The following is an 18274-nucleotide window of genomic DNA, read 5'->3' on the forward strand; positions in this document are numbered from 1 at the left end:
AGTCAGTCCTGTGCAAACACAGAGGCCGTGGGGTCAGTGACGGTAATGTGATCGGTGTGTTGCTCATCGGCGTCGGAGCCCGTTGTTTCCGGGGTGTCGGACTGGGCGCCAACAGCAGCTTCGTTACCGGGCAGCTCAGTCCCTTCCAGCAAAGCGCTGAGGACATCATCAGAGACATAACTCATGATCATCGGTCGAATGCGCACCCAGAAATCACCACTGTCGAGGGCATCGTCCTGGCTGAGCTGAATCAGCCGCAACTGACGCAGGCGTTTGAACAGGTGCTTTCGTTCAGTCACGTTGTCGGGCAAAGAGCGTTTCAGCAGATTGCGCAGTGAAATGGTGATGTTCTCCAATGAAGCGAGCACACAACCATTGTCATCCACCTGCCCTTCACGCAATGCCCGGTCGTAGAGGCTGCGCAACACCAACACCAGGGCGACTTCCTGCTGGTTAAGACGCACGCGAAACCCCTGGTTAAAGGGCCCTTCACCGCTGTCGTCCAGCCCGGGCACTTCAGCACCCGGCGGAAACAGCCGGACAAAGTTAAAGCGGCGGTCGTGCTGAATCTGAATTCCGATCAGCTCCAGATAATCCTGAACCTGTGCTTCCAGTCTTAAGTAGCGATCGTACAACTGCTGTTCTATCTGGCTTTCATCGCGGCAAATCACACCGTAATCGAGCAGGCGAATCAGCAGTTCACTGTATTCCTGACGGCTGAAACCGACGGTTTCTAACCGATGATCGAGATCATCAAACATGGTCTGACTCCTGGTCGGGGACATCAGCCGAACGCTGGGGTTCGAGCCGGATGCTGAAATTATCCTGAGATTCAAAGTACTCTGACGCTACCGAGTCACCAGCCCACTCAACGATAAACCGGTAGTCGGAAGACAGCGAACTGGCCGCACCGACCTCAATGGCATGCGCCAGAGCCAGCAAGTCATCGGCGGTTTCGACCGGAAGATCAGCCGTGCTTACCGTCTCGCCCCGGCTTAGCTGGTTGATCAGGTATTGGCGTACCCGGTTATCATTGATCAGAAAGGCCTGGTCCAGAACCTGTTGCACATAGAGCTCTTTGCGCGCTTCAGTGTCGAAGTCGTCCTGGTTGTCCTCTGTTACGTCCATGGCGAAATGGCGCCGGGTTCGGGCGGCGTGCATGCGCACACTCACCGGATCAATGAAACCAACCCGGGTCACCGACATGGCAGCTCCGGCTCGCGCCAAACCGGCATCCTGATCGGTAGCGTCCAGTTGACTCAGACGCTGACACACCTTGACGACATCATTGTGCTGCTGGCTGGCCAGGTAGCTGATTTGGCGAATGATGATGTCGGCTCGCTTGGTGAAGCCCTGTAAGGCACGTCGCAGCGCCGGAACCATAATATCGCTGGCCGCCTTGAGCCGACTTTCAATATTGTCGAGTACCGACCACAGCAAGCTCTGCCCTTCCTGAATCTGATCAGGCAGTAATTCACGCAAGCGGCGCTCAGCGCGGGCTTTGAACGTGCGATCCCGGGCGCGAATCTGGCGAATGCAGTTGGCGATGTCGTCACGGTATTTCTCGACGTTATCGGCACTGAGACGTATGGACAGGTCGGGTTGAAAGCGTTTTTCCATGAAATCGAAGAAATCCTGGCTGACCCGCTGCACCATGACCTGACTTTCCATCTCCCGCACCAAAGCCCGCTTTCGCTCATCTAGTTCGGCGATAATATCGGTGAAATCGCTAATGATTCGCTCTGAGTACTCCCAGGCATCAAGCACGTCATAGACTTCGCCGCGTTCAAGAAAGGCTTGAAGGGCATTGCGCACATTGCGCGTATTGCGGTGTCGGGTTCGAATTTGATCCAGGTCACCGGCTACGAAGGGTTCGGTAAACTGGCGACCCCTGCGGCTAAAGTTAAAGGTGCTTTGCAAGGTGGCTTCATCTACTTGCTTTTCCAGCCAGCCATGCTCAACCAGTGTATTCAGTGACCAGACAGCCTGATCCCGGCTGGTTCGAAACCGCCCTTCCCGGTCGCTGTCTTCCGTCGCCATCTCAGGTGCCCGTACCAAAGCGCCTTGAAAGGTGTCGACAACGTCGTCCCGAGACAAGGCATGGCCATAATCGGCGCTTGAGCTGCTGTAGAGCCGCCGGTATAGCTCAGTCAGACATTCAACCAGCTGAGCCCGGTATTTACCGGTCATCGGTCGGAAAAACTGGTTGCGCTCATTCTCGAAAAACATAAGGAAATCAATGCGTTGAAGGTGGCCTCACCGGGGCAGTGAGGATACCTTAAATCATCCGGTTTCGACAGTCACAAACCCACCCGGACACAGGCAATGTCGGCCACCGGTTGAACCCCCGTTCTGTGGCACTATTATTATCCTGCGGTTTCGAATGAGATACAGCCTCGAGTTCGTGCCAGCGGCGGGGTCGGGCGGAGTGCCGCCCACTCAACCCTTCCATGGGGCCTAGGCGTCTCCTCCATGGGATTCACCCTTTTGGGCTCGCTTCGCTCATGCTAAAGCGCTCCCGGCGTTTTAGTCCATGCTGCAGTCTAGGTCGGATCCCCATACCCCGCTGCCAGCACTCGACACCAGGTTGCTTCTTATTATCACGGAAGCCAAAGAATCCAGTATTCATATCAGTGGCGTATTTATCGCGACCGATTAAGCTACCACCCGGAAACAAACTAAAGGACAACCGAACATGAGCACCCTGAATCTACCCACGACCGGAAACCCGGCCCCGGAGTTCAACACTGTTAACCAGAACGACGAGCCGGTAGCGCTCAGTGATTACCGCGGCAAAAAGGTGGTTTTGTATTTTTACCCCAAGGCGATGACGCCCGGCTGTACTACCCAGGCCTGCGGTCTGCGCGACAGCAAGGCAGAGCTGGAAAAACGCAACGCGGTCGCCCTGGGCATCAGCCCGGATGCGCCGAAGCGCCTGGTAAAGTTCATCGAAAAGGAATCCCTGAACTTCGATCTGCTCAGCGACGAAGACCACAGCATTGCCGACAAATACGGCGTCTGGGGTCTGAAAAAGTTCATGGGCCGGGAGTTCGATGGCATTCACAGAATCACTTTTATCATCGATGAAGAGGGCAAAATGGCCCATGTGATGGAGAAAGTGAAAACCAAAAGCCATCACGATGACGTATTGGCTGTACTCGATAGCCTGTAAGAACCGACCAGCCCCTGCGATCATCCAAGGCCGGCAGACTGTCGTATACTGACGGTCTGCCCTTGAAAGAGCTAAACCATGACTGACACCCTGCCCCAACTGTACCAAACACTGATCAATGACCTTGGCGAAGATGCATCCCGCGACGGTTTGCTCGACACGCCAGAACGGGCGGCCAAGGCCGTCCGGTTTCTGACCGGAGGCTACACTCTGGATCTCGAAACCGTGACCAATGGCGCCGTATTCAGCGCAGACACGGATGAAATGGTATTGGTGCAGGACATAGAATTCTATTCATTGTGCGAACACCATATGCTGCCTTTTTTTGGCAAAGCGCATATTGCCTACATACCTCAGGGCAAAGTGTTGGGGCTGAGCAAATTTGCACGCATTACTGACATGTTTGCCCGGCGCCTGCAAATTCAGGAGCAACTGACCAAGCAGATCGCCAACGCCGTGCTGGACGTCACCGGTGCGGCCGGAGTTGGCGTCGTTCTGGAGGCGCAACACCTGTGCATGATGATGCGGGGCGTTGAAAAGCAGCAATCTAAAACCACGACGTCGGTTATGTTGGGCAGCTTTCGCACGTCACAAAACACACGCAATGAATTCCTCACCTTACTGGGACGTCGATAATGATTCACGAAAACACCGAAGCCTGTATTCGCATCAAAGATCTTCGACTGCGTACCTATGTCGGCATTAAAGAAGAAGAAATCAAAAACAAACAGGACATCTTGCTGAACATAACCATTCGGTTCGATGCCAGCGATGCCATTCATTCCACAGAGATCGAAGACACCCTTAATTACCGGGTGATCACCAAACAGATCATTGCCTTTGTAGAAGACAACCAGTTCCTGCTACTTGAACGCATGACCCACGAAGTGCTGGCGCTGATTATGGAACACAGGGAAGTCCGTTTTGCCGAAGTTGAAATCGACAAGCCGCACGCATTGCGTTTTGCAGAATCGGTTTCAATTTCCCTTTCCGCTACCCGACAGGCGCAATAGATCGATTTGCATTCGATTTGCAAGACCCTGTGATCAATGGTTTGATAGCGCGTTTTTTGGGGGTATCCACCTCCGGACTCCCATTGATCAGAGGCCCGACAGGCATGGCGCATTACCTTATCATCAATACCGGTGGCACCATCGGGATGGCGGAAACCCCCTCGGGCCTGGCGCCCAAGGCGGGTTTGCTTAACGCCACCCTGAGCAGTGATGCTCGCCTGGCAACCTGGCAAGAGCACACCCTGAGCTGGCAGGAATGGCAACCGCTGATTGATTCTTCGGATATTCGCCCCGGCCACTGGTATGAGTTGCGCGATCAGATACTTGAAACACAGTGCGATGGTGTGCTGATCATTCACGGCACCGACACCCTCGCCTACAGCGCAGCGGCGCTGAGCTTCCTGCTTGCCGGCACCGGTAAAACCGTGGTTATTACCGGTGCCATGCGCCCTTTGATTCAGAGCAACAGCGACGGTTTTGCCAACCTGACGCTGGCACTTGACATCCTGAACCGTCAACAACCCGAGGTTTTTGTAGCCTTCAACGGACGCTGCCTGCCCGCCAGCCGGGTCAGTAAAGTCGACACCGCGGCCGACAGCGCCTTTATGACGCCCAACTGGTCCGACAGTCTGTGGTCACAATCACCCGGCACCAGCAAGACGGTTATCAATCGTCCCTGGCGGCCATCAGCCCTGGGTGTTCAAACACTGTTTCCGGGTATGCCGATGGATGGCCTGATGAGCATGGTCGACAGGAATTACCGCGCGCTGGTGCTGAACACCTATGGCAGTGGCAACGTAATGACCGATTCAGCACTGGAGCGCATTCTGGAAAAAGCCAGCGACCAGTCCATACCCGTGTTCGTGCGCAGTCAGTGCCTGTTCGGAGAGGTGCATCTGGGCCAGTATGCAGCCAGTGGCCTGCTCAGTAAGGTCGGCGCTGTCGCCTGCGGCAGCATGCCGCTTGAAGCCGTGTTGGCAAAATTGCAGATCCTTTGCTCACAGTACAACGTCGCCAGCGATGTGGTCGACGGCTTTACCCAACCCTGGGCTCGGGAATGGCAGTCGCTGTAACCTGATCGAGAGCCAGCGGGTGTCCGCCCTCGGCGGCGAGTTGTAAATAGTGATCGGCACGGTCCGGGTCGGCTGCAAAACCGGGTAAAGTACCCTCGCGGTAGCACTGGTGCATTTGCCAGGCCGCTTTGGGTCGCCGGGCACTGGCGATACGACTCAGATAGCGCGCTCCGTCGGCCCGATGGCCGATATCCGAACCACGGTGCAGCAAGAGAAAGCCATAGAGCTCCTGCGCATCGGTCAGCCCCTGGTCCGCATAATATCGGAAGCCGCGCATCAGCCGGCCGTGAACCCACCGATGCCGGGTCAACCAGCCCTGATGAAAAATCCGTTTCAGGCACCAGAAACCAATGTGATCACGTCGTTTGCTCATCTTTTTTGTCTCTATCCTGTTTGTCTACCTGAGGCCGTTGAATAATACCGTTGTCAGGGTCCAGCAGTAATGGCAATGATGATACCTACTGAATGGGGTCGTGCGCAGCGGGTTCAATTGACCGACGGCTGCGATATACTGCGTGCCCTCATTTTTCTGCGGAGCTTCTATGTCTCTTGGCACCTGGACACCTGCCGATTCTGCACCACAGCCACCGGCGCGCGACACCCTGATTCAAGCCGCATCGCTTGGACAAGCCGAAGCTGAGCTGTTCCCAACACAACCTCCGGACACCCTCGGTGAGTTGCAAAGCTGGATGAAGCAACCTCGATCACACTGGGAATCGATTCTGGTCCCCCTGGAAACCGAAACCCTGACCGCTCTCGTCCGTTTTTTTACACTGGCTGAGCAACACTGGGCGGGCTGGGACAGTGGCGACAAAAACCCGGCCATCTGGATCTGCAAAACACTCAAACCCAGAGGTGCTTTTCCCGATGCCGAGCTTACCCGCTGGGTCAAGGCTCACACCGACAACCGCTTCCTGCCTTACGGTAACCCGCTGGCATGAGACCGGCATTGCCCGTTGACGCCATTCGCGACGCGGCAGTGTCGCATTGGCAGGCGGGTGGCTGTCTGGTGCAGTCGCCACCCGGCTCGGGCAAAACAACCCGATTACCTCTCTGGTTACTGGAAGAAACCCATCAGGAAATACTGTTACTGCTGCCCAGGCGTTTGCCCGTCAAGCTGGCGGCGCAACAGCTGGCACGCCAACTGGGCGAAGCGGTCGGCCAGACAGTCGGTATCAGCCTGCGAGATAACACCCAACGCAGCGCCAATACACGACTGACGGTGACAACCTACGGCGCCTTTTTGCGTCGGCTGACCCGGGATCCTGAGCTGACCGGTGTCTGCACCGTTATTCTGGATGAATTTCATGAACGCCAGCTCGACCAGGACACCTGCCTGACCCTGCTGCACAGCTGCAAGTCCGTGTTCCGGCCCGACCTGAAACTGCTGATCATGTCTGCCACTCTGGCCATGGATACGCTGCACCAGCGGCTTGGTCTACCCAAAGTTGAATCAGACGGGCAACTGCACCCGTTAACAACACACTACCGACCAATGCGCCACAGCGACTGGCAAACGGCGCTGCTCGGCGTTGTCGAAGAAGCCCGCTACCAGTGCGATGACCATGTTCTCGTCTTCCTTCCCGGCCTGCGCGACATCGAGACGATCAATCAACGCTTACCGACAGGAACAGTCACCTTCATTGTCCACAGCCAGGTCAACAATGATGACCTGCTCGACCAGTTACGCACCAGCCCTGCTGGCGTGATACTCAGCACAAATCTGGCCGAAAGCAGTGTTACGTTGCCCCGCGTCCGTTGTGTGGTTGATCTGGGCCGAGAGCGCTATGCCCGGGTCGACCCACACACAGACCTGACCGAACTGGTTACCCGCCGTATCAGCAAATCCAGTGCTGATCAGCGAGCCGGACGCGCCGCCCGTGAAGGCCCCGGCCTGTGCTTCCGGCTCTGGTCCGAGACCGAGCACAATGCTCTGGCGCCTGATCAACCCGCTGAAATCACCCAGGCCGATCTAAAACCTCTGGTGTTGAACCTTGCCGACTGGGGATTGGACCCGGGAGAGGCCTTTTGGCTAACACCGCCCAACCCTGGTCGCTGGCGCGTCGCACTGGATCAACTTCAAGCCTGGCAGGCTGTCGATGCCAGCGGCACGCAATTGACCGATCACGGTCGCATACTGATGAGTATTGGCCTCACCCCGGCGCTGGCGCACCTGGTCAGCCTGGCAAAAAATCCGGCCATTATCAGCGACGCACTCTGGTTTGCCGCCCTGATGAGCCTGGAACAACCGCTGCCAGAGCCTGTGCGCGAGACCTTTTTAGCACGGGTTGCCCAAGGGGATGCGCGCCTGAAACAGGAGGCACGGCGTCTGGCCCGGTCTCTTGGAATGAACCTCGCCAAACAGGCAGAGCCTTTGCCCGATGAATTACTGATCAGGGCAATACCGCAACGTCTGGTTCGAGTAGACCCGGATGCCTACGCCCGGTTGGCGTCGGGTCGGCAAGTGCGTTGCAGCAACGAGTCACCAAAGCCCGGCTGGTATCTGTTACTGCACGGACAAGACCAGGGTGATAGCGTGTTAGCGCATGCACTGTGGCCACTGGATGAGGCGGCCGTACGGTCGGCGTTGCCGGAAACGGAATCCGTTCGCTACCGCCCGGAACTCGATCGTTTCGAAGCAGAGCGCCGTCTTGGTGCCTTCGTGCTGTCCACCCGGCCAACCCGGCCGAACGTCAGTCAGCGCTTGACCGCCTGGCAAAATAGCCTGGCCCGGACACCGGTCGAGCACTGGCCTGACAAGGCATCGCTCAAACCCTGGCTGGATCGCTACCTGCTGGTGCGTCAGCACCTGTCCGATGACTGGCCAGACCTACCGACTCCTGAAGCGCTGGTGTCATGGGCCGAACCCTATCTGGCGGCATTGACGAAGTTATCGGGCCTGGACACACGCGAGGTCCTCAACGCCTGGCTCGGCTACGACCGGGTTCAACAGTTAAGGCACCTGTGCCCGTCTCATTGGACAGCCCCCTCCGGTCGAAACATTCCACTGACTTACACGGCTGGAGCTAACCGGGCTAGTGCTGACCTGAAACTGCAGGAAGCGTTTGGGCTGACTGAATCACCCTCGCTGATTAACGGCAAACTGACCCTGACCCTCAATCTGCAGGCGCCCAATGGACGTACCCTGGCCAGTGTCATCGATTTGCCACACTTCTGGTCTAGCGTTTACCCTGAGATCCGCAAGGAAATGCGCGGCCGTTACAACAAACACCCCTGGCCAACCGACCCGATGGACGCGCCGGCAACACAGGCCACCAACCGCCAACTGGCCAAACAACGCTCACAATAACGAGGTTCCAACCACTCTATGGATTCATATTCGCGCATCAGGGAACTTCGTAACCTGCCCGCCAGAGGCCTGCAACGCTGGATCAATGCCACCCGCTACAGTTGGCAGGGGTTGCGCAGTGCGGTTAGACACGAGGAAGCCTTCCGCCAGGAAACCATCGCCCTGGTGATCGGCCTACCCGCCGCTCTGTGGATTGGATCTACCGTTTGGCAGGCGGCCATGCTGGTCGCGGCACTGCTACTGATCATGGTGGTTGAGATGATCAACAGTGCGCTGGAGGCCCTGGTTGACCGGGTCAGTACGGATTTTCACGAATTATCCGGGCGCACCAAGGATATGGGCTCCGCTGCGGTATTACTGACGATAGGCATTGCCGTCACTGTGTGGGGGGCTGCTATCTGGCAGAAATGGCTGGCTGGCTAAGTCAACCGACCCCTACTCTTGTCAGGGGCACCAGGGCCAGGATTTTCAAAAATCGCTAAATGCCTGGTATGGCCATATTTGAGCCGGCCGATCCTCCACACGCTCAATCAATCCGTAGTCGCCTTCAATACGGGCCATTATGGTCATGGCCAGTTCAAATTCAGCTTGCTCTCCGATGTCTTCGCCGGTAATCGCGAAACACAGTTTTCGGTTGGAGCGCATAAAACCTCTTACCGTAATCGATTCGGTGTTGAAACGCTGAACAAAACTCTTGATCGGTTCGCACTGGGCATCAGGTGCCTGATTGAGGGTCAGGTTCCAGACACGCTCCCAACAGCGGGCGGCGAGTCGAATTCTCGGTGGCAATGGTGGCAGCTCGGTCGAGCTGTACCGGGGTGCGTGCAGTCTGCTGACATTGGCATCAATTCTGGATTTTGCTTCGGTCATGTTCGCCCTGTCTGGTCAGTCGAATGGTACTGTAAAGCGACCGGCTGCCTCTTTATCCGATGAGAGCAACTGGCCTGCCTGGTACACCTCGTCTTTCCGTGACTTGCAACGCTGAATGCAGTGATCTTACCGGTCGTCTTCTCCCTGACTAAAAAGTAACCTATACACTTTCACAGCAAAGTCAATTCCCCTGCACCCAAACTGTGCTTCACAACGCAGTTAAAACGCGGGTTCTGCCGGTGGTCGTCAAAATATCGTCACCTTTCATGCCAATAACATTATTCGCAATAAAGCTGATGCATCAGACCGATAACCTGTTCCGCCTCATCACTGGCGATTCGGTAATACACCGTCTGCGCCTGTTTACGCACCTTAACGAGATGATCGCGGCGCAAGCGCGCCAGATGCTGCGACAGGGCCGACTGACTAAGGTCGATGCGCATATTCAGCTCAGAGACGGACTTTTCGCCGTCGAGGAGGTTGCACAGGATCAGCAATCGGCACTCGTTACTCAACGCTTTCAGCAGCAGTGACGCTTCGTGAACACTCCGCTCCATGTCATCGACAACCCGTTGCGTCCCGGTGGCCATTGAGTTGCACTCCTTAGTTATGTGAACGCAAATGATAAACGACTACCGACTGCTTTCTCTACCGGTAACTGTTCTTTTTTAAACGATGCCGGCGTCAAACGCGTCTGCCGCCACCTGATTCTTGGCAAGCATCTGCCATTGCATTACTCTGCCGACCACTACGATTGACAGGCAAGCCCATGACCGACACCCAAATACCGCGACCTGCAGGGCTGACACGCCTGATCGGCAGTCTTGTTTACGACTGGCTGGTACTGCTAGGGGTACTGATGTTGCTCGGCTTTATCGCCGTAGCGTTCAATAAGTTTCTGACCGGTGCCGATGCCATCGAGCCGGGTAATCCGCTCTTTGTACTCTGGAATCTGGTTATCATCTACTTCTATTTTGCCGGCTTCTGGGTCACCAAGACCCAAACGGTGGGTATGCGCGCCTGGCGCATCTATGTGGCATCGACCAACGACCGCCCACTGGGCTGGATGCACGCCACCTTGCGCATGCTCGCAGCCATACCAGCCTGGGGGCTGGCTGGTATGGGGGTATTTTGGCGCTATACGAACCGCGACCGCCTCGGGTGGCAAGACCAGGCAAGCTGGACCCAGATTTACTATCGTCCCAAGCGATGACCGATCAGCGTTCGTTTGCGCTGACACCCCGGTCAACAAGAAATACACCCTAACATCGCCCATACGCTGCCAAGTCACGGCGCCTTTGGCTATCATGGAAGCACGAACCGGATATACATCCCGGTCAAATTCGTTTGTTCACCGCTTAGATTGGAGCCATCATGCAATTTACCGTTTCATCCGCCGCCCTCGGGGCTGCCAACACCGATGCCCTGGTTATTTTCCATTTTGAAGATGCGGACAGCACTGCGCTGACTGCACTGACCGAAACACATCCCAAGTTGATTCAGTCTCTGCGCGACGGCAAGGTTCTGTCTGCCAAGACCGGTCAGGTCACACCGCTGCTGGGTCACAATGACCTGCCAGCCGGGCAGGTTTTCGTCATTGGTGCCGGCAAACAAGGTGAATTCCGCGAAAATCAGTTCATCAAAGTTATAAAAGCAGCCATCACCACGTTAAAAGGCACTCAGGCAAAAACGGCCAGCATTGCTCTGGACGATATTCAGGTCGCAGGCCGCAGCCTGCCCTGGACAGCCCAGAAAGCGACGGAAGTCATTCTCACCGGCCTTTACCAGTATGACACCACCAAATCCAAAAAAGCCGATGCCAGCAGTCTGACCGCGCTGACGTTTCTCAGCGCAGACGACGCGCTCGATGCACCGGTTCGGACCGGCAAGGCCCTCGCCCATGGCGTCAATGTCGCACGCGAGCTGGGCAATTTACCCGCAAACATCTGTAACCCCCAGTATCTGGCCGAACAAGCCCAGAATTTGGCAGATGCTTACGATGAAATCAGTGTCGAAATTCTCAGTCAAAAAGAAATGGAAGCGCTCGGCATGGGATCGTTTCTTGCCGTGACCCAGGGCAGCGCCAACCCGCCCTACGTACTGGTGATGAAATACCAGGGCGCCAGTGCCAGCGAAAAACCCCATGTGTTGGTTGGTAAAGGCCTCACCTTCGACACCGGTGGCATCTCGATCAAACCCGCCCAGGGCATGGAAGACATGAAGTTCGACATGCTTGGCGCGGCGTCGGTGTTCGGCACCATGAACACCATTGCCGAACTCAAACCCGAACTGAACGTTATTGGTGTTGTGGCTGCCGCTGAGAACATGTGCTCAGGCACAGCAACACGCCCCGGCGATGTCGTCAGCAGCATGTCGGGCAAAACCATTGAAATCATCAATACCGATGCCGAAGGTCGCCTGGTGCTCTGCGATGCCCTGACCTATGTCGAACGGTTCGATCCAGCCAGCGTTGTTGATATCGCGACGTTGACCGGAGCGATCGTTATCGGCCTGGGTCACCACCCACTGGCGGTCTATGCCAATGATGACACCCTGCAACAGGACCTGGTCAGCGCTGGCACAGCAGCCTGGGATCGCGGCTGGCCGATGCCGCTGTGGGACGACTATCGGGACGAGCTCGACAGCCCCTACGCCGACCTGCGCAACATCGGCCAGGGTCGCGCCGGCGGCTCTATTACAGCGGCGGTCTTTTTGTCCCAGTTCACCGAAAAATACAAGTGGGCCCACCTGGACATTGCCGGCGCCGGCTGGACCTCCGCTAAAGAAGGCGCCACCGGCCGCCCTGTAGGCCTGCTAACCCACTATTTGCTCAGCCAGTTGAGCCATTATTGACCTAAGGGTTACTCAAGAGGTGGCCCTGGCCCGCGTCGTCACCAGTGATGCCTCTGCGGGGTCGGCGTGAATCCGTCCATGGAGTCTAGACCGCAGCATCCCTGCTGCGGACTTCCCCGCAGAGGCATCACCGGCACCCGTCGCTCAGATTGTGCACAAGCCTAGACTCTGGACACCAACTCAAGGTTCGGAGTTCGCGAGACATACAGCGCCCGGTGGTAGAGATGTTCCTGCGGGGGTATCTGAGTCATGGATGCCGAAGTTAAGCCTAGGTGGCGGTCCGACGTCTCGGGGTATTCACGGCGCCCCCGCAGGAGCATCTCTGCCACCGGTCGCGGACTCAAGGTGACTGAGCCAACCCGAAACTTGAATTGACGCGAAGCAAACCAACGCCTGCCTCTCTCTTCCTGCTGCCCGCCGCTTTAGGTACCATGGCGTTTTAGCCGTAATGAACCCGACTCATGACTCAGGTAGACTTCCACATTGTTCCGGTATTGCAGGCTGCTGACCGCTACGCCTACGCTGTGCGCCTGGTCAACAAGGCACGCAGTCACAATCACCGGGTATTGTTGGCGGTGGACGATGAAGCCATGGCGCGTGTCGTCAGCGAAGCGCTGTGGTCGAGCCCGCCGGAAAGTTTTCTCGCTCATAGCCTGCTGGCAGGTAATGACGATGACGTACAAATCGGCTGGCATGCGGAACCCGGCCAGCATCATGATGTCCTGGTGAACCTGGCGACAGAGATACCTGAATATTTCTCCCGCTTCGAACGCGTTTTTGAAGTCGTCAGCCAGGACCCGGCTGTATTGAATGCCACCCGGACGCACTATAAATTTTACCAGGACCGGGGTTATCCGCTGAAGCGGCATGATCTTAGGGACCGGGTATAGATGGACCAGAAAGATCCCCAACAGAGTCTGCTGAAAGACCTGGAAGACATCCGCCAGAGTCTTGACCGGATTGTGCGCCCGGAATCACAGATTCCGCTGCTCGACGAGATTGTCGACAAACGCAGCCCGACCCACGTCAACCCGGACAACCCCTTTTTGTCGAGCCAGTCGCTGTCGGAACTGATCCGCATCCGCAATGAAGCTGAAGCCCGTGCGGCAGAGGAACTGGCATCCCTGGCGCCGCTCAGACCAATCACCGAGATTGTTCACAGTGAACAGCAACGGCAAGCCGTGGTGGAGCCCCCCAAACCGCCGCCGGCACCAGACCCGGAGCAAGTATTGGCGCAATTGGAAACCGTCTTCGATCACTGGATCGATGATACCGTGGCTAACTATCTGACGTTATTTGAACGCGACTTGCGAAACCGCTTGCAGCAGGACTTCCGGACACTGGTCAGTCAATGGTATGAAGACAATGACCTGCCCGTGCCCACCTCGTTCAAACGCGAAGACCCGGCAGATCCGTCCACACCAGACGATTAGTCTCGACTCCCTGTCCATGTATAATGGCAACTATCAAACTTCGGGGCTGGAGCCAGTATGGCACGCCCCGTTTATTTCACTGTCAGCCAAGCGAGTTAAGAGCCCTCATGGAGAAGACGTACCAGCCGCAAGCGATTGAAGGCAAGCATTACCAGCGTTGGGAAACCAACGAATGGTTTAAACCCTCGGGTCAGGGCGATTCCTACTGCATCATGATTCCGCCGCCTAACGTCACCGGGTCGCTGCACATGGGTCACGCCTTTCAGCAAACCATCATGGATGCGCTGACCCGCTACCATCGCATGAAAGGCTTCAATACGCTCTGGCAAACCGGCAGCGACCATGCCGGCATTGCCACCCAGATGGTGGTTGAACGGGAACTGGCGAGGGAAGGCAAAACGCGCCACGACCTGGGCCGCGAAACCTTTATCGACCGGGTCTGGCAGTGGAAAGAACAGTCTGGCGGCACCATCAGCTCGCAGATGCGTCGCCTCGGTGACTCCGTCGACTGGACGCGTGAACGGTTCACCATGGACGAAGGTCTCTCCAACGCCGTCCGTGAAGTTTTCGTGCGCTTGTACGACGACAAACTCATTTACCGTGGCAAACGGCTGGTCAACTGGGACCCGGTATTTCACACCGCCATTTCCGATCTGGAAGTTGAAAACAAGGAAGAACAGGGGTCACTCTGGCACTTCCGCTATCCCCTGGCCGATGGGGCTACCACAGCCGAGGGTCTGCCCTACATTGTCGTCGCCACCACACGCCCGGAGACCATTCTCGGCGATACCGCAGTCGCGGTTAACCCGGACGATGAACGCTACCACTCGCTGATCGGCAAAACAGTCGACTTGCCGCTGCTGGGTCGGCGCATTCCGATTGTTGCCGACGATTATGTCGACTCCGAATTCGGCAGTGGCTGCGTTAAAATCACACCCGCGCATGATTTCAATGACTACGAAGTCGGCAAACGCCACGGAGCAACGCTGGTCAATGTCCTCGACCAGGATGCCTGCATACTGCACGCGGCCGAGGCTTACACCTACGACGGCAAACCCATCGAGGAGTTCGACGGCGCACTGCCCCAGGGGTATGGCGGACTCGACCGGTTTGACGCCCGCAAGAAAATCATCGCCGACTTTGAGGCACTTGGTCTGCTCGATTCAATTAAGGATCACAGCCTGATGGTACCTCGCGGAGATCGCTCTGATGCCGTCATCGAACCCTGGCTGACCGACCAATGGTACGTCAGTGCCAAACCCCTGGCCGAGCCAGCCATAAAAGCCGTGGAAAACGGGGACATCGAGTTTGTACCCAAACAATGGGAAAACACCTATTTTTCCTGGATGCGGGACATTCAGGACTGGTGCATTTCGCGCCAGCTCTGGTGGGGACACCAGATTCCGGCCTGGTACGATAGCAACGGCGAGGTCTATGTGGGTCGAGATGAGGCCGAGGTGCGCAGCAAATACAACCTCGACGACAGCCTCGCGCTGACTCAGGACGAAGATGTCCTGGACACCTGGTTCAGCTCCGCTCTGTGGACATTTTCGACGCTGGGCTGGCCGGAACGCGAAGACCTGGTGAAAACCTTTCACCCGACCGATGTGCTGGTCACCGGTTTCGACATCATCTTTTTCTGGGTCGCCCGCATGATGATGATGACCCTGCACTTTATTAAAAATGACGATGGTACGCCTCAGGTCCCCTTTAAAAAGGTGTATGTCACCGGGCTGATTCGGGACGAAAACGGGCAGAAGATGTCCAAGTCCAAAGGCAACGTCATTGACCCCATCGACCTGATTGACGGCATTACTGTTGACGATCTGGTCGCCAAACGCACCAGCGGTCTGATGCAACCCAAGCTGGCTGCTAAAATCGAAAAGATGACGCGCAAGAGTTTCCCGGATGGCATGGCCTCATCCGGTACCGACGCCCTTCGTTTCACTCTGGCGTCGCTGGCCAGCCAGGGCCGGGACATCAATTTTGACGTCAAACGACTCGAAGGCTATCGAAATTTTTGCAACAAGATCTGGAACGCTGCGCGCTACGTGCTGATGAACACCGAAGGCCAGGATTGCGGTCAGAACGGTGGCGAGGTCGAACTGACCCTGGCAGACCGCTGGATCATCTCCCGCCTGCAAGGGCTTGAGCAGGATGTCGAGCGTCACTACGCCAACTACCGGTTCGACCTGATGAGCCAGGCGCTCTACGAGTTCATCTGGAACGAATACTGCGACTGGTATCTGGAACTGTCCAAGCCGGTACTGTGGGATGACAATGCCTCAGCCGAGATTCAGCGAGGCACCCGTCGCACCCTGGTTCGCGTACTGGAAGCCCTGCTGCGCCTGGCACACCCAATCATGCCGTTCATAACCGAGGAGATCTGGCTGTCGATCCGGGAGCTGGCGGCGCGAGAAGGCGACACCTTGATGCTGCAACCGTTCCCGCAGGCCGAATCGACCAAAATTGATCCGGCCGCCGAGGCGGATATCGAATGGCTCAAGGGCGTCATTGTCGGGGTTCGCAACATTCGCGGCGAAATGAACATCGCACCGGGCAAAGCACTGCCAGTGCTGTTCCAGAAAGGCAGTACCGAAGACCGGCGCCGCCTCAACGACAATGAGAATTTCCTGAAAACCCTGGCAAAGCTGGAGCAGATTACCTGGCTGCAAGAGGGTGATGAAGCGCCAGTCTCAGCCACGCAACTGGTCGGTCATTTAAAAGTTCTGGTGCCCATGGCCGGGCTGATTGATGTCGCGGCCGAGCAAGCTCGAGTGACCAAAGCGCTGGATAAGACCCGCAAGGAACTGGCCAAGGTCGAAGGCAAATTGAACAACGATAACTTCGTATCGAAAGCGCCCGATGAGGTGATCGCCAAAGAGCGTGAGAAAGCTCAGGGCTATGCTCACAGCGCCAGGGAACTGGAAGAGCAACTGGAGCAACTGGCGGCGCTGAAATAGCGCCTGGCTCAGTAACGCCGCTTGCGACCGGCAGGTTGTTTGGGGCGTTGCGGTGCCGGTTTTTCTGGCCGTGTGGGGGCTGATTTCTTTTTACTGGAAGGATCTGCCCTGTAGTCTTTGTTAACCGGAACCTTGGTTTTGGGTTTGTGACGTCGAATCATGGCGTAGTGAATCCAGCGAACAAACAGCAGAAAAACCAGGGCCCCGATCGCTATACCTCCCAACCAGAGCCACTGAATGTTTTCTGCCGATTCATTCATAAACAAAGCCATGCCCTGCACCCGATCACCCTGGTTAACACCACTCGACCAGACTGGCAAGGTGACTGGCATTGCCAGCATCAGTGCGGCAGCCGTTTTTACGGGGTTGAAATCAATCATTATTTCGCCTGTTTCAACAGGGTTTTAATTCGATGATGCATGGTATCTCTCAGATCCGCATCGGCATTGTGGGTCACACCCAAGTCTTTCAGAATGCCGTTATCCAGGCCGTAAATCCAGCCGTGCAGTGACACTTCCTGACCACGCTCCCAGGCGTTTTGCACGATGGTGGTTTCGGCCAGATTCAGCACCTGTGCCATCACGTTGACTTCGCATAACCGATTCAGCTTAGTGGTTTCATCAGGCAACGCATCGAAATAACGGCGGTATATTTTAAGCACGTCCTGAATGTGGCGCAGCCAGTTGTCGATCAATCCCAGTCTCTGATTACTCAATGCAGCGGCAACGCCACCGCACCCGTAGTGTCCTGTCACAATGATGTGCTTTACTTTCAGTACGTCAACAGCAAACTGAATAACCGACAAGCAGTTCAAGTCAGTATGAACCACCAGGTTAGCCACGTTGCGGTGCACAAATACTTCACCGGGCATTAGCCCCATGATCTCATTGGCTGGCACCCGGCTGTCAGCACACCCGATCCACAACAGTTCAGGCTTTTGCTGACGCGCCAGTTGCTTGAAAAAATCCGGCTGTTCAGCGGTTATTTGCTCTGCCCATTGTCGGTTACTTTCCAGCAAATGATCCAAATTCAAACCGTCACTCCCACATTTTTAGACGTTGTCAGTGCGCAACCCACTTGGTGTACGCTGGCTATCTTCACATTAATAAACCACAAGCCAAACAAGTAACGAGAGGATAGTCGCTTTAGCCGCAGCTGCGTAGCACTGTTGCCCGAATTAAACCAGCCAGTACCCAATGAGAAAAAATCGTGCCGCTTTTCCCAGCGTCAACCAGAAAGCCGAAGCGGCTAACGGCATGCGCAACCACCCCGCCGCGACCGGCAGTAAATCACCCACAACCGGCAACCAGGCCATGCCCAGCAATGGCGTACCCCAGCGTTGCAAGTATCGCTCCGTTGCCCGGGCGGGTTGCCACTTCGAAGCGACCACCCCTGTCTGGCGCGCCCAGCGGGCGAGCATCAGCATCAACCAGGCACCCAGCACATTACCCAAAGTAGCAACTAACCAATAAGCGAAAAAAAGATGACCGGATTGGCGCACCAGACCGATGAACAACAGCTCAGTACCCATTGGCCAAAGGGTTGCGGCGACAAAAGCAACCGCGAACAGAACTAAAAAAGACACCG

Annotated in this window: 20 protein-coding genes; 12 read left to right on the forward strand and 8 right to left on the reverse strand. The window is 56.3% G+C overall.

The genetic code is table 11. The features are described from left to right. Nucleotides 1-2: 2 nt before the first annotated feature. Together G565_RS22710 and G565_RS0103070 are read right to left on the reverse strand one after the other, a co-directional pair. On the reverse strand, nucleotides 3-761 hold the full coding sequence (locus G565_RS22710) for a DUF4194 domain-containing protein (RefSeq protein WP_051207211.1): 759 nt from the start codon (nucleotides 759-761) through the stop codon (nucleotides 3-5). Next, nucleotides 754-2229, reverse strand: coding sequence for a Wadjet anti-phage system protein JetA family protein (locus tag G565_RS0103070; protein WP_028669654.1), 1476 nt, complete (start codon nucleotides 2227-2229; stop codon nucleotides 754-756). The genes G565_RS22710 and G565_RS0103070 overlap by 8 nt, the downstream gene beginning before the upstream one ends. A 466-nt stretch (nucleotides 2230-2695) precedes the next feature. Here G565_RS0103070 and bcp point away from each other — a divergent pair, with 466 nt between their 5' ends. From bcp to G565_RS0103090, 4 genes are all read left to right on the forward strand, one after another. Further along, the gene (gene bcp, locus G565_RS0103075; protein WP_037337415.1) at nucleotides 2696-3172 is read left to right on the forward strand and encodes a thioredoxin-dependent thiol peroxidase; all 477 of its coding nucleotides are present in this window, start codon (nucleotides 2696-2698) and stop codon (nucleotides 3170-3172) included. Nucleotides 3173-3250: 78 nt separating this feature from the next. Next, nucleotides 3251-3808 (forward strand): GTP cyclohydrolase I FolE, encoded by a 558-nt coding sequence (gene folE / locus G565_RS0103080; RefSeq protein WP_028669656.1) that lies wholly within the window; start codon nucleotides 3251-3253, stop codon nucleotides 3806-3808. Next, nucleotides 3808-4185, forward strand: coding sequence for a dihydroneopterin triphosphate 2'-epimerase (gene folX, locus G565_RS0103085; RefSeq protein ID WP_037337419.1), 378 nt, complete (start codon nucleotides 3808-3810; stop codon nucleotides 4183-4185). Before folE ends, folX begins: the two co-directional genes overlap by 1 nt. 104 nt (nucleotides 4186-4289) lie before the next feature. Then, nucleotides 4290-5258, forward strand: a complete 969-nt coding sequence (locus G565_RS0103090) for an asparaginase (protein WP_028669658.1) — start codon at nucleotides 4290-4292, stop codon at nucleotides 5256-5258. On the opposite strand, the gene G565_RS22715 is transcribed toward G565_RS0103090, so the two are convergent. Further along, the gene (locus G565_RS22715; protein WP_051207213.1) at nucleotides 5221-5631 is read right to left on the reverse strand and encodes an SEL1-like repeat protein; all 411 of its coding nucleotides are present in this window, start codon (nucleotides 5629-5631) and stop codon (nucleotides 5221-5223) included. The genes G565_RS0103090 and G565_RS22715 overlap by 38 nt on opposite strands. Before the next feature lie 169 nt (nucleotides 5632-5800). Between G565_RS22715 and G565_RS0103100 the strand changes: the two genes are divergently transcribed. Genes G565_RS0103100 through G565_RS0103110 form a run of 3 tightly spaced genes read left to right on the forward strand, consistent with a single transcriptional unit; the run spans nucleotide 5801 to nucleotide 8991 of the window. Continuing rightward, complete coding sequence (locus tag G565_RS0103100) at nucleotides 5801-6199, forward strand: hypothetical protein (protein ID WP_028669659.1); 399 nt, start codon at nucleotides 5801-5803, stop codon at nucleotides 6197-6199. Continuing rightward, a complete protein-coding gene (locus G565_RS0103105) occupies nucleotides 6196-8568 on the forward strand; it encodes an ATP-dependent helicase C-terminal domain-containing protein (protein WP_028669660.1) in 2373 nt (790 codons plus the stop codon). The genes G565_RS0103100 and G565_RS0103105 overlap by 4 nt, the downstream gene beginning before the upstream one ends. An 18-nt stretch (nucleotides 8569-8586) precedes the next feature. Then, nucleotides 8587-8991 (forward strand): diacylglycerol kinase, encoded by a 405-nt coding sequence (locus tag G565_RS0103110; RefSeq protein ID WP_051207215.1) that lies wholly within the window; start codon nucleotides 8587-8589, stop codon nucleotides 8989-8991. A 45-nt stretch (nucleotides 8992-9036) separates the two neighbouring features. On the opposite strand, the gene G565_RS0103115 is transcribed toward G565_RS0103110, so the two are convergent. Continuing rightward, entirely contained in the window at nucleotides 9037-9438 is a 402-nt protein-coding gene (locus tag G565_RS0103115) for a hypothetical protein (RefSeq protein ID WP_028669662.1), read from the reverse strand. 278 nt (nucleotides 9439-9716) lie between these two features. Then, nucleotides 9717-10028, reverse strand: a complete 312-nt coding sequence (locus G565_RS0103120) for an ArsR/SmtB family transcription factor (protein ID WP_028669663.1) — start codon at nucleotides 10026-10028, stop codon at nucleotides 9717-9719. Nucleotides 10029-10207: 179 nt separating this feature from the next. Here G565_RS0103120 and G565_RS0103125 point away from each other — a divergent pair, with 179 nt between their 5' ends. The 5 genes from G565_RS0103125 (at nucleotide 10208) to G565_RS0103145 (ending at nucleotide 16687) form a co-directional block, all read left to right on the forward strand. Continuing rightward, nucleotides 10208-10651 (forward strand): RDD family protein, encoded by a 444-nt coding sequence (locus G565_RS0103125; protein WP_028669664.1) that lies wholly within the window; start codon nucleotides 10208-10210, stop codon nucleotides 10649-10651. A gap of 161 nt (nucleotides 10652-10812) precedes the next feature. Further along, entirely contained in the window at nucleotides 10813-12291 is a 1479-nt protein-coding gene (locus G565_RS0103130; protein ID WP_028669665.1) for a leucyl aminopeptidase, read from the forward strand. A gap of 461 nt (nucleotides 12292-12752) precedes the next feature. Continuing rightward, entirely contained in the window at nucleotides 12753-13181 is a 429-nt protein-coding gene (locus G565_RS0103135; protein ID WP_028669666.1) for a DNA polymerase III subunit chi, read from the forward strand. Then, nucleotides 13182-13724: a hypothetical protein gene (locus G565_RS0103140; RefSeq protein WP_028669667.1), complete on the forward strand. Its 543-nt coding sequence runs from the start codon at nucleotides 13182-13184 to the stop codon at nucleotides 13722-13724. A 107-nt stretch (nucleotides 13725-13831) separates the two neighbouring features. After that, on the forward strand, nucleotides 13832-16687 hold the full coding sequence (locus G565_RS0103145) for a valine--tRNA ligase (RefSeq protein ID WP_028669668.1): 2856 nt from the start codon (nucleotides 13832-13834) through the stop codon (nucleotides 16685-16687). 8 nt (nucleotides 16688-16695) lie between these two features. Here G565_RS0103145 and G565_RS0103150 read toward each other — a convergent pair whose 3' ends face one another. The 3 genes from G565_RS0103150 to G565_RS0103160 form a co-directional block, all read right to left on the reverse strand. After that, on the reverse strand, nucleotides 16696-17067 hold the full coding sequence (locus G565_RS0103150) for a hypothetical protein (RefSeq protein WP_028669669.1): 372 nt from the start codon (nucleotides 17065-17067) through the stop codon (nucleotides 16696-16698). Next, on the reverse strand, nucleotides 17067-17720 hold the full coding sequence (gene can / locus G565_RS22720; protein WP_051207216.1) for a carbonate dehydratase: 654 nt from the start codon (nucleotides 17718-17720) through the stop codon (nucleotides 17067-17069). The genes G565_RS0103150 and can overlap by 1 nt, the downstream gene beginning before the upstream one ends. Before the next feature lie 144 nt (nucleotides 17721-17864). Further along, nucleotides 17865-18272 (reverse strand): YqaA family protein, encoded by a 408-nt coding sequence (locus G565_RS0103160; RefSeq protein ID WP_051207218.1) that lies wholly within the window; start codon nucleotides 18270-18272, stop codon nucleotides 17865-17867. Between the last annotated feature and the right edge of the window lie 2 nt (nucleotides 18273-18274).

Origin of the sequence: Saccharospirillum impatiens DSM 12546 (assembly GCF_000423605.1) — a bacterium.
Classification (GTDB): domain Bacteria; phylum Pseudomonadota; class Gammaproteobacteria; order Pseudomonadales; family Natronospirillaceae; genus Saccharospirillum; species Saccharospirillum impatiens.

Bases quoted from the DNA above. Each gene is read 5' to 3' on its own strand.
- G565_RS0103140 (WP_028669667.1), top strand. From the start codon at position 13,182: ATGGACCAGAAAGATCCCCAACAGAGTCTGCTGAAAGACCTGGAAGAC.
- folX (WP_037337419.1), top strand. From the start codon at position 3,808: ATGATTCACGAAAACACCGAAGCCTGTATTCGCATCAAAGATCTTCGA.
- G565_RS0103090 (WP_028669658.1), top strand. From the start codon at position 4,290: ATGGCGCATTACCTTATCATCAATACCGGTGGCACCATCGGGATGGCG.
- G565_RS0103145 (WP_028669668.1), top strand. From the start codon at position 13,832: ATGGAGAAGACGTACCAGCCGCAAGCGATTGAAGGCAAGCATTACCAG.
- G565_RS0103125 (WP_028669664.1), top strand. From the start codon at position 10,208: ATGACCGACACCCAAATACCGCGACCTGCAGGGCTGACACGCCTGATC.
- bcp (WP_037337415.1), top strand. From the start codon at position 2,696: ATGAGCACCCTGAATCTACCCACGACCGGAAACCCGGCCCCGGAGTTC.
- G565_RS0103150 (WP_028669669.1), bottom strand. From the start codon at position 17,067: ATGATTGATTTCAACCCCGTAAAAACGGCTGCCGCACTGATGCTGGCA.
- G565_RS22710 (WP_051207211.1), bottom strand. From the start codon at position 761: ATGTTTGATGATCTCGATCATCGGTTAGAAACCGTCGGTTTCAGCCGT.
- folE (WP_028669656.1), top strand. From the start codon at position 3,251: ATGACTGACACCCTGCCCCAACTGTACCAAACACTGATCAATGACCTT.
- G565_RS0103110 (WP_051207215.1), top strand. From the start codon at position 8,587: ATGGATTCATATTCGCGCATCAGGGAACTTCGTAACCTGCCCGCCAGA.
- G565_RS0103135 (WP_028669666.1), top strand. From the start codon at position 12,753: ATGACTCAGGTAGACTTCCACATTGTTCCGGTATTGCAGGCTGCTGAC.
- G565_RS0103130 (WP_028669665.1), top strand. From the start codon at position 10,813: ATGCAATTTACCGTTTCATCCGCCGCCCTCGGGGCTGCCAACACCGAT.
- G565_RS22715 (WP_051207213.1), bottom strand. From the start codon at position 5,631: ATGAGCAAACGACGTGATCACATTGGTTTCTGGTGCCTGAAACGGATT.
- G565_RS0103100 (WP_028669659.1), top strand. From the start codon at position 5,801: ATGTCTCTTGGCACCTGGACACCTGCCGATTCTGCACCACAGCCACCG.
- G565_RS0103070 (WP_028669654.1), bottom strand. From the start codon at position 2,229: ATGTTTTTCGAGAATGAGCGCAACCAGTTTTTCCGACCGATGACCGGT.
- G565_RS0103120 (WP_028669663.1), bottom strand. From the start codon at position 10,028: ATGGCCACCGGGACGCAACGGGTTGTCGATGACATGGAGCGGAGTGTT.
- G565_RS0103105 (WP_028669660.1), top strand. From the start codon at position 6,196: ATGAGACCGGCATTGCCCGTTGACGCCATTCGCGACGCGGCAGTGTCG.
- G565_RS0103115 (WP_028669662.1), bottom strand. From the start codon at position 9,438: ATGACCGAAGCAAAATCCAGAATTGATGCCAATGTCAGCAGACTGCAC.